Genomic DNA, 14,970 nt, shown 5'->3' on the forward strand with positions numbered 1-14,970 from the left:
TGTATATGAAGAAAAGAATGGTTTATCCGCCCTTTCTCATACATGGGCGTTTGCTACAAGCTATTGTATATATTCGCTGTTACAATGAGTATTATTAAAATACTATATTAATATATTCTTCATTATACATGAAAATTCCTTTCAAAAAATGACAAAAAATTAAATTCTTTCAAAAATTAAATCCCTAAATTATAATATTTCTAACTATTGTATTTTTTTAAGAAGGGATGATTCTGATTGCAATATCGTTCACTAGCTTACTATCTAGGGTCGAAAATATGCATTACTCTCGCTGACATCGTATACGTAATGATTATTACAACTCATATCTATATCAACGAAATCAGCTACTATTACTGCTCTTTTTCCATTATTGCAAGTTATCACTAACCTAATTGCTAACATATCTGCACCACTTATCATGAATCGTTTTCCGTCTTTTTCGTTGCTATTTACTTTGCAATGGATGAAAACAACTCTTTTACTGTTATTAACGGTTTTATTTCCAGTCATTTCCACAAGTATTTTAGCCCTATTAACTTTCATTTTTTTCATTTCATTATGTAGTGGTTGGAGTGCTCCATTATTATACGGCATCCTTCCACGTCTGGCGCCGCAAGGAAAATTGGTAAAAGTAAATAGTATCTTTTCCTTTTCAACACAAATTACACAAGCGGCTGCTTATTCATTTACAAGTATTGTAGTACTTCTCATTGGCGTTACTTCTACACTCATGATTAATAATATTTTGATGATTTTCGGATGTATTGCATTGTATTTTTCATTACGTCCCATACATACTGAAAAAGTAACAGATCCTTCCTCTTCAAATAGTACTGCTTTATTAGAAGGCTGGAAACTACTATTTCAACACCCCTCTTTGCGCACAGTTACACTAATGGACTTAATTGAAACTTTCGCAGGAACAATATGGATTGGTGCTATTACGATGGCTTATGTAACGACTGTTCTTCATAAAGGAGAAGAATGGTGGGGATATATTAATACAAGTTATTACGTTGGCACGTTAATTGGCGGTCTATTAGCGTGGAAAATGAGTACATACATTCAAAATAATTTAATACGCTCTATGGCGATAGGCTCTCTTATGTTTAGTATTCTTACATTTTTATACGGTATGACAAGCAGCGGATTTATCGCGCTATTCCTATGTGTTCTAATGGGACCATGTTACCAAATTAGGGATATTTCTCAAACGACTGTTTTGCAATCCAGCGTCGCTCCATCTTTATTATCGAAGATGTATACAGCTCACGGTGCTCTTCTCTCAACAGCTTCTGGCCTTTCTATGCTTAGCGTTGGAATTATTACTGATATATTCGGTGTTCGTACTATTTATATCATCGCTTCTTTTCTTATTTTATGTTCTGCTTGTTTATCTTTTAACTTATTAAAATATCATAAGACAGAATCGAAAGATATTTCACGGTAATTAATAAAGTAAAAAGGACAGGAATTCCTGTCCTTTTTATATATTCTATTTATGACAAACCCGGAATTTTTCTATGTTTTGTCGCTTGTTCAAAAGCATATGCTAGTTTAATCAAAGTTTCTTCACGAAAAGCAGTACTTGCAAGCGTAATCCCAAACGGTCTCCTGCTCTCCATATATCCCGCAGGTATTGCTATAGACGGATAACCTGCTTTCGCACATATAGTAGAACCTATATAAGAAGGGAATAGAATCGCATCAAGATTATATTTTTCCAGTGCAAAATCAATACCTTGTTCTTGTGAAAAATATATATCTTCTAATCTTGCGTTGATATATTCAGGATTTCTTAACGTATTTGGAAAATCTTTTCTTCCTTCTAACTTAGTTTGCCCATATTTCAAAGCTCTTTCTGCTATGTTCTCGTTAAACTCCATTAACTCCGAAATAGAGTGCACTGGAATAGTAGAAGGTAATTTAGAAAGATAGTTATCTAGACTATGCTTTAGTTCATAAAGCGGTACTCCCCAGCTCCATTTTCTATGGAAAGACGGAATATCAATATTTTCTACTACTGTCGCTCCCTCACTACGCAATACTTCAATTGTTTCCTTAAACAATTTTTCATCATACTCACCAGATTCATAATACTCTTTTGGTGCGTTGTTATATACACCAATCTTTGCTCCATTTAAACCGTTAACATCAAGATACTTTGTATAATCATGTTCTATTATTCCCTCGCTTTTATGAGTAGCTACATCTTTCTCATCTACCCCAGTTAAACCCCCTAGTAAAATAGCAGCATCTGTTACTGTTCTCGCAAATGGACCCGCTGTATCTTGCGAATATGTGAACGGAATAATACCTCTACGACTAATTAAACCGACAGTCGGTTTAATACCGACTACTGAGTTTTGAACAGCTGGACTTAAAATAGAAGCATCCGTTTCCGTTCCAACAGATACTACTGTAAAGTTAGCAGCAACTGCTATCGCAGATCCTGTACTAGAGCCGCCAACAAACATATCATCCTCACCTGTACCGTAAGGGTTTATTGTTTGTCCACCTCTTGCACTATATCCAGCCCACATTTCAAATGACATTGCATTCGCTAATTCTGTCATATTTGTTTTCCCTATTATCACTGCTCCTGCTTCTCGCAGTTTCGTAACGAGAAATGCATCTTCACTACTTATATTTTGTTCTAGAGCAATCGTACCTGCACTTGTATGCATAGAGTCATTCGTTTCAATATTGTCCTTAAGTAAAACCGGTATACCGTGTAATGGACCTCTTATACCTTTTATCTTCCTTTCATAATCTAACGCTTCTGCAATAAAGATAGCATCTGGATTGATTTCTAAAATAGAATTGATTTTTGGTCCATCTTGATCATACTTTGCGATTCTATGGAGGTAATACATAACTAACTCTTTTGAAGTTAATTGTCCAGCTTCCATCGCTGCCTGTATATCATGAATTGTTAATTCTTTTTGCAACCGTGTATTGAACTGAATCTCCATCGTCATTCTCCTTCTATACAGCCTTTTATTGATAACATGTATCTATTACTTTTTCATTTTCTCCGCTCCTCGCATATACAACTACAAGCCCTTTAAAAGAATTCAACTTCCCAATATAAAAACCTTTTATTTCCTGAAAAATAAAAAGAGTCTGAAACGAATAAACTTCCGCTTCAGACTCTTTTATTACTGTGCGTATACTTCATCTAACAAATATAAAAACTCACCTTGTTTCCCGGCTAATTCCGGGCATTTGGCAATATCAATCCATTCGTAGCAATATACTAAACCTTCATCTTCCTCACCAGCACTTACAATATGTTCCCAAGTATCTTTTACATCTGTAAGTAACGTTATATGGAAAAAGTGGCGCTTTTGATATTCCTGTTTTTCCTTCACATGAATAATATAATCTGCTAGAAAACGCTCTATACATAAATGACGTAATCCAGTTTCTTCTTGTACTTCACGAAAAATCGCTGCTTCTAACGTTTCTCCTTCATCAACGGTTCCACCTGGTACTTGGACACCAGCTTTAGGTATATCACGATGCTTAAAAACAAGTAGTTGCATACTCCCCTCTTTTTCTCTTGTCACATATGCATGTACCTTTTTCTTATATAACATCGTCATTATATTTCTCTCCCCTCAATTATTCACTCTGTTACTTCTTCAAGTGTCAATTGATTTTCATATAAATATGTAGCTTGTGGGTTCCCCACATACCTTACATGCCATGGTTCATACCGATAGCCAGTCATTGATTCTTTTTCTTTTGTATATCGAATGACAAAACCAAATTTATGAGCATTTTCAGAAAGCCACTGACCTTCTTTCGTTTCTCCAAAAATGGTTTCTAACTGAAACTTAGCAGATTGTGATGTGATATCCATAGCTAGTCCTGTTTGATGTTCACTCGTTCCAGGAACTGCACTCGACATTGCTGTTTTGGCTTCTCCATCTTGTTTTTATACATTGTATTTAACGCTTTTTGTCGATCAAAAGATCTAAATCCAGAGACTGCAAATAAGAAAACACGCTCCTTATCTGCTTGCTGAAACATTTCCTCAAGCGCACTGGCTGCCTCTTTCCTCATTTTTTTCTTTTCTTGATCACCTTCACTTGAGTAGCGCACTTTCGGAATAACTAAATCTGGCGGTCTATACCCATCTGGTAAACGCCTACTTTTATTCACAAGCACAAGCATTGAATTCGGATTACTAATTACCGCAATATCCCCATCCATATTCGCAATCGTTTCTTTCGCTTTCGGAAATATATTATTTACATTTACCTCGCGCGCCTGCTTATCCTTATACATTTTATAATTGATTCCCGCTACTCCAACAATGAGTATCGCCGCTACGATACCAAGTAGTATCCATCTTTTTTTCATATAACGACCTCTTATTTTAATAATTTGGCCATTTCATACTCATCGATGTTCTCTCCATCGATAATAAGAGCAGCTCTTTTGACACCTTCTTTCTTAAATCCAACTTTTTTATATAGTGCCTGAGCTCTTGTATTGTGGGCCATTACCGTTAATTCTAAACGCCATACATCATGTAATCTTGCCCACTTCTCGACCTCTTTAAACAATCTAGTCCCAATACCTCGCCCGCTATACTCTTGCAATATACCAATTACAATGGCTGCAACATGTCTCTTTCTTTGAATATTATTTCCATTCACTAAAACAAACCCTACTATTCTCTCGTCTTCAATGGCTACAAATATTGTTGCATATTCATTTTCTACAAATCGATGTATCATTTGTTCTTGTTGCTCAGCTGTAGCTGTTCTTTCTCCTGGTTCATATAGCATAAATTTCGTTTCTTCATCTAATTGCTTACTCAATTGCAAAAATGATGCTGCATCTTCTACCTTGATTTCCCTAATCACTTCAATCACCCTACCCATTTCATAATAAAAAGTTTTCCTTGTAAAAAGATTTTCTCTACTTTCCCGAAAATCCCTTTGCAAATCTCCCAGTATAATTTGACAAATTTCGATATTACTATAACAACGACAAATTATGTCTATTCTGTGACGTCTCATCAATGCAAAAAAACGCAAGTATTACACTCACGTTTTTCAGACTTTCCCACTAATTTATGTTTCACTTTATCCATTCACTTTTTCAGCTTGCCAAAAGTATTCACCAAACGCTTTAGCAAGTGCATCAATTGATCTATTTAATTCTTCCTCTGTATTATCTACTCCTCCAACTTCTATTAAGATCGCTTGTCCTGATAAATCTTGATTATAGACTCCATTTCCTGTTTGAAAGCCTTTTTGAATGACTCCTCGGCTCACCCCTGGGTATTTTTTATTAATCGCCTCATGTAAAGCCGTTGCTAATTGCAAGTTCTTTTCATAATTTTTATTACCTTTTCCAATCACAAATGCGAGTTTAGCGTATGATTTATCTCCAATTGTTTTTGTTGTAACATTTTTCCGTGCACTATCACGATGTAAGTCAAAAAAGTATTGTAGTTCTTTATTACCAGCCATCGCTTCTTGTACAATTTCTCGTGACAATTTATAAGAACTATTACTATTTAATCCTTTACTTATTAACCTTTGACCGACATCAGTTTTATCATTTGTAGCCCCGATTCCTTCGCCTTCTAACTGTTCACGAAATCGATCACCGACTATTGAAATGTTCGTTGCAGAACTTGTCGCTTTATTCGGATTTGGATCATTTGTTAAATTAAGTAATGGTAAGTATGATTCCCAGCTATGCGAATGATATATAAATGCAACTTGTCTTTTCCCTGTTGTTTGGGCTGGTTGTTTCTTCTCTGTATTCGAATCAGACTTAGGAACTTGTCCGGTTTCTCCAGTCCGTTCTTTTACTACTTCTTCAAGAGGAACGCTCGACTCTATCGGTAAGTTAGAATAATTTGTTCCTTCACCAGCGATAACAATTTCCGTATCATACTTGCCAAACCCCGGAAGTTCTTTCCCTACAAAACTACGAACATCATCAAAACGAATATTCGTAGCCATAGAAAAGAGGAATGAAGAAATAGAAAAATCTTGATTTAAATTCCGGTATTCTTGTGTAAAATAATGATTCTCTTTCCCAAGAACGTACATGTATCCATTCATTGATAACTCATTTAACCAGTTATATAAATACGTTGACTTCGTCTCTTTCAACGAAGTTACCATCATACTAATAAGAAAAAAAGTCACTAATACCGTTGTAATGACAAATAAAATTAACTTGCGCACGCTTGTTAATTTCACATAAAAAAAGCCTCGATTCATACTATCACCCTCTCTATTCCAAGTTATGTACAAGCTGTAGAGAATAGACCGTCTAAATTCCGGCTATATTGTTAATGAGGTGAAATGAATTGAAGCTACTAATAGGAACATTACCCATTGTATTATCATTTATTTTTTATTGGCTTGCTAAGCATCCTACAATCCGTATTGCATTACATATTTCAGCGTACTTAGCGCTATATGTACTCGGTACAATTATTTCTATTAATATATACGATGTTTTAATACAAGATTTAGTTTTCATGACAAGCATTCATGGTATTTTACTAAATCCATTTTTTCTTATAGCAGGAGCATATATAGGGATATACACCTTATACCTACTTTTGACTTACATTATTACAAATATAAAAAATGGAGCGTAATGAAATGCAACCACCGTTCATCTGTCATATATGCCAAAAAAAAATTACGCGAAAGAAAGATCTTATTACTGCCACATGGTACTTCCACTTGTATTTATTTCACATTGATTGCTTTAAACGACAGCAAGTGTTCATCTCAAGGTTCATCCCTGTAAATACACTTTTTAATTTCTTTCTTATTATATTTGGACTTATTTTTGGCAGTATTCTTATGATTACAGAACCATCTATTATTTGGCTTATTTTCTTATTTCCAATTTCATATCGATTTCTTTCCTATTATTATATTGAACGTTTTTTCTCTACATAACATGCAGACTGTCCTCTAGGAATACTTAAACATTCCCACTCATTTTCTTTTAACATTTTACCGATGTAAATCATTTGTCCAATATGTAAAGCATAATGTGAAATTTGTCTTTCAATTGCTTGTATGACAGTATGTGCTTCACCGCGAATATATACGGTTTGCAATAAATGTTCCGGCGTTAGCACATTCATGGTATTAAAGACATATTCCCAGCCTTCATTCCATATCGCGAGAATCTCTTCCTTAGAATGATAACCGCCTTCAAATTCAGCATCTCGATTACGACCTGTTTTTTCACCATCAGACGTTAAAAAATCCGTCCATCTCGAACTCATATTACCATGCAGATGCTTTATAATAACTGCTATGCTATTTGTTTCTTCATGAGAAGACCATTCAATCTGTTCATATGATAATTGAGAAAGCACCCGTTCTCCTTGCTTCTTTGTTGCTTTAAAATTCGAAATGGCACATTGTAAATATTCTCGTCCAATATCCATATTCCCCCGCCTTTACACTAACTAATTTTTGTACCATTTGGCAGTTCCATATTAGGCTGAAGTAATACAACATCACCCGCTCCAGGTACGCCTCCTAAAACAAGCACTTCTGATTTAAATCCAGCTACCCGTTTTGGTGGAAAATTTACAACGGCAACGATTTGCTGACCGATTAAATCGTCCGGACTGTATCTCTTCGTAATTTGAGCGCTTGATTGCTTTATCCCAATTTCCCCAAAATCAATTTTTAGTTTGAGCGCTGGAACTCTCGCTTCTTTGAATTCCTCTGCATGTATTACCGTTCCAATTCTTACATCCAAAGTTAAAAAATCTTCAAAATTAGCCATCGTATCATTCCTCCCAATTATTACTTAGACAAAATCTATAAATCCCCTTTAAAAAAAGAAAGGCGCCTAAGCACCTTTCTTTTGTAATTCACTTGATTCATTTGATTTATAGAAGAAGAAACCGATAATCCCCCCAATACACGCTGGGACTAACCACCCTATTCCTTCTTTATATAAAGGTAACATTTGGAGTACATTTGAAATTGCGTCAATTTTGATATTCGCACTTTCTAAACCATTAAATAAGCTAATGGACAAGGCACCAAGTATTGCTCCAATATAAATTGTATTACGCTTTCCTATCCACTTATGGAAATACGAAAGAACGATTAATACAATTGCAACTGGATAAATGATCATTAACACTGGTAAAGTGACTGTAATTAATTGTGTTAATCCTAAATTCGATACAATTAAACTAAATCCACATACTAACGTTACAATCATTTTATGCGAAAATCTCGGGAATAAATTTGAAAAGAACCCCGCACAAGCAGATGTTAATCCAACAGAAGTTGTTAAACAAGCGAGTATGATAACAAGTCCTAATAAAATTTTACCACTTGTTCCATATAACTCATTTACAACATTCGTTAAAATAAGTCCACCATTCTCTGATACCCCAAGTGATGTACTTGTTGAACCAAGATAAGCAAGTGATAAATAGATTAACGTTAAACCAAGTACTGCAATAATACCTGATACTACTGTTATTTTTGCAACTTGACTACTCTCTTTTATCCCTTTAGAGCGGATAACTTGTACAACGACAATTCCAAATACAAGCGCACTAATTGCATCCATCGTTAAATATCCTTGAATAAACCCACCAAAGAAAGCATTTTCTTTGTAAGCAGCTAACGGCGCAGCTGGTTCTCCAATCGGATCAATAATTGCCTTTCCGACAATAACAGCAACAATTAATACTAATAATGGTGTAAGGAACTTTCCAAACCAATCCACTAATTTAGATGGATTTAATGATAAATACCACGTTATTCCGAAGAAAATTATAGTGAAAAGAAATAGCATGTACCATTCTGAAACCATTGCATCTGATAGAAATGGCTTCATACCCATTTCAAACGAAACAGCTCCAGTACGCGGAATCGCGAAAAATGGTCCAATTGCTAAATAACTAACCAATGGGAAAATAAACGCAAATATAGGGTGAACTCTAGAAGATAGCGCTTTCAAGTCCCCCTCTACAAACGCGACAGCTGTAACAGCTAATAGGGGTAATCCGACTCCCGTTACAAGGAATCCAATTGTAGCAATCCAAACATTCTCTCCAGCTTGTTGCCCTAAAACTGGCGGGAAAATCAAGTTCCCTGCTCCTAAAAATAATGCAAATAGCATTAAACCAATTGCTACCGTATCACCTGGCCTTAAACGTCCCTTCATACTTTTCATTTGCATAGCACTTTTCCATTGTTTATCTCTATCTTTACAATATGCTATGCATCCTCCTCTCTGCTCAAGATGATAAAAATGCCCCTTACAAAGCAGTGTCTTTCTCCATAATTTCTCCATTCCCCTTATTTATTACTCTAATTATTAATACAATTATTGATTTTTGATTTTTTTGAATATTCAAGTCATTAGAGTGGTATTACGTGGAGTTTAGTTGTCAGACCTCTTTGTTTTTATCACACATATAGTAACATATTTAGTTGAAAAATAAAAACATATTTTCAAATTGATTTTTTTGAAAATCACAATTATCTACTTTTTCATTCTTCTACACAAACTTTATTCGGTCATTACACCATTTACATAAAGTTATTTTAAAATACTTTTTTTGCAAATGAAATAACAAAAGCCATCCAACATATGAGATGGCTTTTGCGAATTACTCTATCGTTTCAACTTCACGTGGATTATTCATCTCTTCTACATACACAACTCTAAATCCGTGGTCTTCTAAATCTTTCAATAACAGTTCTAGTTCACCATCGTTAAACTCTTCTCCTAATGTAAACATAATTCTACGAACTAATAACGCATCATTATCAAAAGTCATTAAACTTTGGATGCCAGTATATTTTTTTAACACTGTCGATAACTTTTGGATCGCTCCATTATAATCTTGCGTTCCAATCATAACAGAGTATTTACTAGAATGAACGCCCCATGCATCCTCTAGTAACTCAAAAACTTTCTTATGGGTTAAAATTCCTAGGAACACCCCTTTTTCGTCAATTACTGATAAATAAGGTAGTTTTTTAATTGTAAAAAAGACTTTAAAGAAAGAAGAATCTTCTCTCACATATCCATCTTTATCGTTCAATAATTGTAATACACTTTCTTCTAGTGATCCTTTATATTCTAAAATATCTACTTTATATATGTTCCCTAAATATTTTTCTTTTTTTCCATCTAAAACTGGTACACAACGATAGCCAGTTTTGTTCAAATGCTCCAGTGCTTCCCCTATCGTAATTGAACTTGAGCAAAATAAAACTTCCCTTTTCGGCACATAATTCCCTTTAATCCTCATAAATAGCCTCCTTATGTTAAAATACTTTCTGTGCCATAACTATATTATATTTTCAGAAAAAAATAAATAATTTATTTTATTTTTCTGAAAATTATTCTTTTTCTTGTCATAATTTATTCATGAATCCTTCACTTGCATATTTTTCACTATCAATCTTCTCTCTCAATAACTCAATGAAAAATATATTGTAACTTCATTCAAAAAACGCTAAAATAAGAATAAGAATTTTCTGAATATTCTAAGAGTAGGTGGTTATATGTCATTGTTACGCTCACATATATGCAAATTTTTATTTGGTGTTATTGTTATTTTTGTCATAAGTCCTATTCCAGCTCTTTTTATTACACACAATTACTCTTATCAAAATGGCTTTATTAGCATTTTTCAAAACTTCGCTCATCTTTCTTCTATATCAATTCCAAAAATTGATTGGATGCATGAATCTATCTTTGTCTCAGCAAATCAAATGATACATACTTCGAATCATCCAACACCGTTATTCCCTTACATATGGGAAATATATTTTTTATCAATTGTTCGTTTTACCTTTACTCTTGCGATCGGATTCTTCATAAGTTTAGGTATCGGCCATTTATTTTTTAAAGCACCTAACTCGTTTAAAAAATTTACTACCCTATTAAAATGGATTCCTTACTCTTTTTGTACTGTAATATTACAATGCTCAGTCTTATTACTGCTTCTATACGTCGCACAATTTATAAACCTTCCTTACTACTCATCTTTTATCATCGTATGTAGTACTTCCATGATTATCGTTATGCAAGCAATAAAAAAATGGATTCCTTTCTTAAATAACACAAATGAATATGAAATAAAACACTCTTCTTTTCTTGTAGATACATTATTTTTAGCTCTTACTTCAAATCATAAATCTATTTTAAGTTCCATTATTATTTCATTCGTTTTTATGGAATGCGTTTTCCATGCAAACGGATTATTACAATTTATCGTCCAATTTGGCGGAAATGTACCCATCATTGTTACAATCGGTCTATTACTACTCTATATCCCATATAGCATACTTTCTTTCCTTCAAACACTTTGGACAACAAACTACTTCAAACAACAATCATACGCCTTAACGAGAAGTATTTCAAAACCGTAATTTGGAATGACCCTCTATAATCTCCAAGTAGAGGGTTATTCCTTCTGTATAGCGGACAAAATAACAACAAATTCAAAAACTATTACAGAAACATACCAATATTTGCCCTTTTTCTTTGACTATTCTTTTCATTTAGATTTATTATAAAAGTATAACATAATTGCAGGAGGTGACATCTTTATTCCACACTTTGGAATGGAGAACACACTTGGACATATTAAATATCTTTCTCATCTTTGTACTTATTCTTATTTCTGGCTTTTTCGTTGCATCAGAATTTGCTGTTGTAAAAGTACGAAAAAGTCGAATTGATCAGCTTGCAAATGAAGGAAATAAGCAGGCATTGGCTGCAAGGAGCGTTGTATCTAATTTAGACGTCTATTTATCTGCTTGTCAGCTCGGTATTACAATTACATCTTTAGGTCTTGGTTGGCTTGGTGAACCGACTGTGGAGCACATACTGCGACCACTATTCGAAAAAATTAATATTACTGGAACAATGGCGAATACTTTATCCTTTATTATCGCTTTTAGTGTAATTACATTTTTCCATGTTGTATTAGGAGAATTAGTTCCAAAATCTTTTGCTATTCAAAAAGCAGAAACCATTGCTTTAAAATTTGCTAAACCACTCATTTGGTTTGATAAAATTATGTATCCTTTCATATGGTTATTAAATAGTACTGCTATATTTTTCACAAAGCTATTTGGTTTAGAACCTGCTAAAGAAAATGAACTTGCCCATTCTGAAGAAGAGTTACGACTTATTTTAGGTGAAAGTTTTAAAAGCGGCGAAATAAACCAAACCGAGTATAAATATGTAAATAATATTTTTGAATTTGATGACCGCGTTGCAAAAGAAATCATGGTCCCTCGTACTGAAATGATTTGCTTATCTACTGAAAATACGTTAGAAGAAAACATGGATATCGTCGCAACCGAAAAATACACACGTTATCCTATCATTGAAAAAGATAAAGATGATATTATCGGGATGATTAATACGAAAGAAGTATTCCATGATCAAACGAAAGGGATTTATAAACCACTTGAGTCGTATATACATCCCGTACTCACTGTATTTGAAACTGTTCCAATTCGTAAAACGTTAGTCCATCTTCAAAAGAATCGTGTTCAGATGGCAATCGTTATGGATGAATATGGTGGTACTGCTGGACTTTTAACAATGGAAGATATTCTTGAAGAAATCATTGGGGAAATTCAAGATGAATTTGATGCGGATGAATCGCCTATGATTGAAAAGCGTACCCCTAAGCTTACTGTTTTAGATGGAAAAGTACTTATTTCTGAAGTAAATGATATATTCGGTCTACATATTGATGATAGCGACTTGGATACAATCGGAGGCTGGCTCCTCTCTCAAGCAGTTGATGTAAATATTGAATCTGGATATTCCATTGAGTATGATGGGTTTCAATTTAAAGCATTAGAACTTGATGGACATCAAATTAAAAAAATAGCTGTACATAAATTGGATATTAAAAAGGAGTTATAAAGTGACTGCATTATTAACAATCTGTATCATTGCCTGTTTCATTGTTTCATTTCTCGCCTTTATTTATCCCATTATTCCAGGTATTCTAGCTGTATGGGCTGGATATTTGATTTACCATTTTGGTATAAATGGCGGAGAACTAACGATTTCTTTTTGGATTGTTCAAGCGATTTTCACACTATTTATTTTCGTTGCTGATTTTATTGCAAATGGATATTTCCTAAAAAAATACGGCAGTTCAAAATGGGGCGAACGTGTTGGTATGGTTTCGATCATTGTCGGATCATTCTTCTTCCCGCCATTCGGTTTAATTATAATACCATTTTTATCGGTTTTTATAACTGAGCTAATGCATAAAAAGGCGCCAAAAGACGCCTTTCTAGTAGGAGTTGCTACTGTCGTTGGATTTTTAAGCAGTACTGTAGCCAAAGCCATTCTACAAATCATTATGATTATCATCTTCGTATGTTATATCATTTTCTAACCATCCCACTTTTGGGATGGTTTTTTAATAGGAAATACCTACTCGACTATTTTCGTATATGTTTTTATGGCACAAATCCCATGTGAAATGTGCTGTATCACCAACTGTAATTTTCGAGCCGCCTTCTGGTAAGATATCTTTTTCAGTTCGATATACGCCTGTCACCTCACCATCTATTAAATGTGTCGGACAAACGACAGTCCAGCATACATTACTATTACTAAGTTCTTTATACGCAGCTAAGTGATCTTCTGCTGCCGTTGTCGTTTTCCTTTTTGATTCCGCTGATTGAAAACGATATATACTTGGATTTATTCTTGCCTGTAAAATACCAGCTGTTCCTATAGTAATGATTTTCTTTACACCTTCTTCTTCCATTTGCTTTATAATTTGCGGCATACTCTTCGCTAACGTCCCATTTTGATCCGTACCAAGTGCGCTAATTACTATATCGCTTCCTTTTATCACTTTCTTTATATCCTGTTCGTTCCATACATTACCTTCTATAACTCGTAACCTTTCATGCTGTATTTCTATTCTATTTAAATTACGCGCTAATGCAGTCACTTCAGCTGAGTCCTTTAATGCTAATTTTATTACGTTTGAACCTACTCGCCCTGTTGCTCCCAATATACATACTTTCATTTGTTTTCCCCCTCTTTCCATTCTTTCTCTATTTTTCAATAATCTCAATCAATTTACAACAAAAAAGCTTCCTCATTTATAAGAGGAAGCTCTATTATTACTTTATTTCTTTTCTTTAGAATCCGTAGACTTCTCAGTGCCACTTGTTTCTTTATCCTTTTTATCCTCTTGTTGTGTTGTTGTATCGTCTTCTTTCTTCTTGTCCTCATCTTTACTACAACCTACCATTAATAAAGAACTTGCAAGTGCCATAGCAGTTAATGATTTAACCCATTTGTTCATTTGCGTTTCCTCCTTTTGATAGAATATGTACAATCCCATATTACTCTCTATTTTTAAAGGAGAGATTGACAAATAGTAAATATACGGTAAATATTTGTAAATTTTCTAATAACAAAAAAACTAAGGCCCCTGTCACCTTAGTTTTTTATGCAAATTTCTCATTTTCATATGCATGGTTAATTTTATATTCCTTCTTCATAACATATTGCCACACACTATAAGCATAGCGATTCATTTTCAAGAAACAATTTTCCAAAAACGAGCGAAATTCTGGATTTGCAACTTCAACTGCTACTTGAGCCAACTTTAATGCTAATCGTTTTAAATGCGAGATATAACAAATTGCAATACGAATATCCCCGGTATATTTATCGTCTATTCCCTTTTCTATTTCGGGTAAATGAAACGACATTGGTTCACAAGTTATTCGCTGTACATTTTCTCCTTCTTGAAAGTTCACTTGTTCATTATATGCTTGTAACATATACGGTAAATGGTGTTGTAATAAATCCTTTAACTCTTCATCACGAACCCTTCCAGTATACTCTCCTACCTTGTAGATTAGCATATAACTATATCTCATTAATTCTTTCATACAGTCCATTTAAACTCCT

16 protein-coding genes and 2 pseudogenes are annotated in these 14,970 nt (G+C 34.1%); 6 read left to right on the top strand and 12 right to left on the bottom strand.

What is annotated here, in order from left to right:
- Nucleotides 1-237 precede the first annotated feature (237 nt).
- Nucleotides 238-1,453: pseudogene (locus EUC40_RS16010) on the top strand (MFS transporter).
- Nucleotides 1,454-1,502: 49 nt separating this feature from the next.
- Here EUC40_RS16010 and EUC40_RS16015 read toward each other — a convergent pair.
- The 5 genes and pseudogenes from EUC40_RS16015 to spoIIP all read right to left on the bottom strand — a co-directional run bounded on the left by EUC40_RS16015 (nt 1,503) and on the right by spoIIP (nt 6,260).
- Complete coding sequence (locus EUC40_RS16015) at nt 1,503-2,978, bottom strand: amidase family protein (RefSeq protein WP_156575963.1); 1,476 nt, start codon at nt 2,976-2,978, stop codon at nt 1,503-1,505.
- 186 nt (nt 2,979-3,164) lie between these two features.
- Nucleotides 3,165-3,611, bottom strand: a complete 447-nt coding sequence (locus EUC40_RS16020; protein WP_156575964.1) for an NUDIX hydrolase — start codon at nt 3,609-3,611, stop codon at nt 3,165-3,167.
- A gap of 23 nt (nt 3,612-3,634) precedes the next feature.
- Nucleotides 3,635-4,374, bottom strand: a pseudogene (locus EUC40_RS16025) (M15 family metallopeptidase).
- An 11-nt stretch (nt 4,375-4,385) separates the two neighbouring features.
- Nucleotides 4,386-4,883, bottom strand: coding sequence for a GNAT family N-acetyltransferase (locus EUC40_RS16030; protein WP_000617592.1), 498 nt, complete (start codon nt 4,881-4,883; stop codon nt 4,386-4,388).
- Nucleotides 4,884-5,105: 222 nt separating this feature from the next.
- The gene (gene spoIIP / locus EUC40_RS16035) at nt 5,106-6,260 is read right to left on the bottom strand and encodes a stage II sporulation protein SpoIIP (protein ID WP_156575965.1); all 1,155 of its coding nucleotides are present in this window, start codon (nt 6,258-6,260) and stop codon (nt 5,106-5,108) included.
- A gap of 89 nt (nt 6,261-6,349) precedes the next feature.
- Between spoIIP and EUC40_RS16040 the strand changes: the two genes are divergently transcribed.
- Together EUC40_RS16040 and EUC40_RS16045 are read left to right on the top strand one after the other, a co-directional pair.
- Nucleotides 6,350-6,646: a hypothetical protein gene (locus EUC40_RS16040; protein ID WP_156575966.1), complete on the top strand. Its 297-nt coding sequence runs from the start codon at nt 6,350-6,352 to the stop codon at nt 6,644-6,646.
- Between the two features lie 4 nt (nt 6,647-6,650).
- Nucleotides 6,651-6,956: a permease gene (locus tag EUC40_RS16045; protein ID WP_156575967.1), complete on the top strand. Its 306-nt coding sequence runs from the start codon at nt 6,651-6,653 to the stop codon at nt 6,954-6,956.
- On the opposite strand, the gene EUC40_RS16050 is transcribed toward EUC40_RS16045, so the two are convergent.
- The 4 genes from EUC40_RS16050 to cbpA form a co-directional block, all read right to left on the bottom strand.
- Entirely contained in the window at nt 6,929-7,456 is a 528-nt protein-coding gene (locus tag EUC40_RS16050) for a DUF1572 domain-containing protein (RefSeq protein ID WP_156575968.1), read from the bottom strand. The genes EUC40_RS16045 and EUC40_RS16050 overlap by 28 nt on opposite strands.
- A gap of 17 nt (nt 7,457-7,473) precedes the next feature.
- Entirely contained in the window at nt 7,474-7,803 is a 330-nt protein-coding gene (gene csaA / locus EUC40_RS16055; protein ID WP_156575969.1) for a chaperone CsaA, read from the bottom strand.
- Nucleotides 7,804-7,869: 66 nt separating this feature from the next.
- Nucleotides 7,870-9,207 (bottom strand): branched-chain amino acid transport system II carrier protein BrnQ4, encoded by a 1,338-nt coding sequence (brnQ4, locus tag EUC40_RS16060; RefSeq protein WP_395592176.1) that lies wholly within the window; start codon nt 9,205-9,207, stop codon nt 7,870-7,872.
- Between the two features lie 448 nt (nt 9,208-9,655).
- Nucleotides 9,656-10,303 carry a cyclic di-AMP binding protein CbpA gene (gene cbpA / locus EUC40_RS16065; protein WP_156575971.1) on the bottom strand — a complete coding sequence of 216 codons (648 nt, stop codon included), beginning with the start codon at nt 10,301-10,303 and terminating at the stop codon, nt 9,656-9,658.
- Between the two features lie 256 nt (nt 10,304-10,559).
- Between cbpA and EUC40_RS16070 the strand changes: the two genes are divergently transcribed.
- The 3 genes from EUC40_RS16070 to EUC40_RS16080 all read left to right on the top strand — a co-directional run bounded on the left by EUC40_RS16070 (nt 10,560) and on the right by EUC40_RS16080 (nt 13,429).
- Complete coding sequence (locus EUC40_RS16070; RefSeq protein ID WP_156575972.1) at nt 10,560-11,429, top strand: hypothetical protein; 870 nt, start codon at nt 10,560-10,562, stop codon at nt 11,427-11,429.
- Nucleotides 11,430-11,637: 208 nt separating this feature from the next.
- Nucleotides 11,638-12,945, top strand: a complete 1,308-nt coding sequence (locus tag EUC40_RS16075) for a hemolysin family protein (protein WP_156575973.1) — start codon at nt 11,638-11,640, stop codon at nt 12,943-12,945.
- Nucleotide 12,946: 1 nt separating this feature from the next.
- Nucleotides 12,947-13,429 carry a DUF456 domain-containing protein gene (locus EUC40_RS16080; protein ID WP_071712572.1) on the top strand — a complete coding sequence of 161 codons (483 nt, stop codon included), beginning with the start codon at nt 12,947-12,949 and terminating at the stop codon, nt 13,427-13,429.
- 24 nt (nt 13,430-13,453) lie between these two features.
- On the opposite strand, the gene EUC40_RS16085 is transcribed toward EUC40_RS16080, so the two are convergent.
- From EUC40_RS16085 to EUC40_RS16095, 3 genes are all read right to left on the bottom strand, one after another.
- Nucleotides 13,454-14,074, bottom strand: coding sequence for an NAD(P)-dependent oxidoreductase (locus EUC40_RS16085; RefSeq protein WP_156575974.1), 621 nt, complete (start codon nt 14,072-14,074; stop codon nt 13,454-13,456).
- A gap of 102 nt (nt 14,075-14,176) precedes the next feature.
- Nucleotides 14,177-14,356, bottom strand: coding sequence for a hypothetical protein (locus tag EUC40_RS16090; protein ID WP_001045957.1), 180 nt, complete (start codon nt 14,354-14,356; stop codon nt 14,177-14,179).
- A 145-nt stretch (nt 14,357-14,501) separates the two neighbouring features.
- On the bottom strand, nt 14,502-14,960 hold the full coding sequence (locus tag EUC40_RS16095; protein WP_156575975.1) for a spore coat protein: 459 nt from the start codon (nt 14,958-14,960) through the stop codon (nt 14,502-14,504).
- Nucleotides 14,961-14,970 lie beyond the last annotated feature (10 nt).

It is taken from the genome of Bacillus luti (assembly GCF_009739945.1).
GTDB lineage: Bacteria > Bacillota > Bacilli > Bacillales > Bacillaceae_G > Bacillus_A > Bacillus_A luti.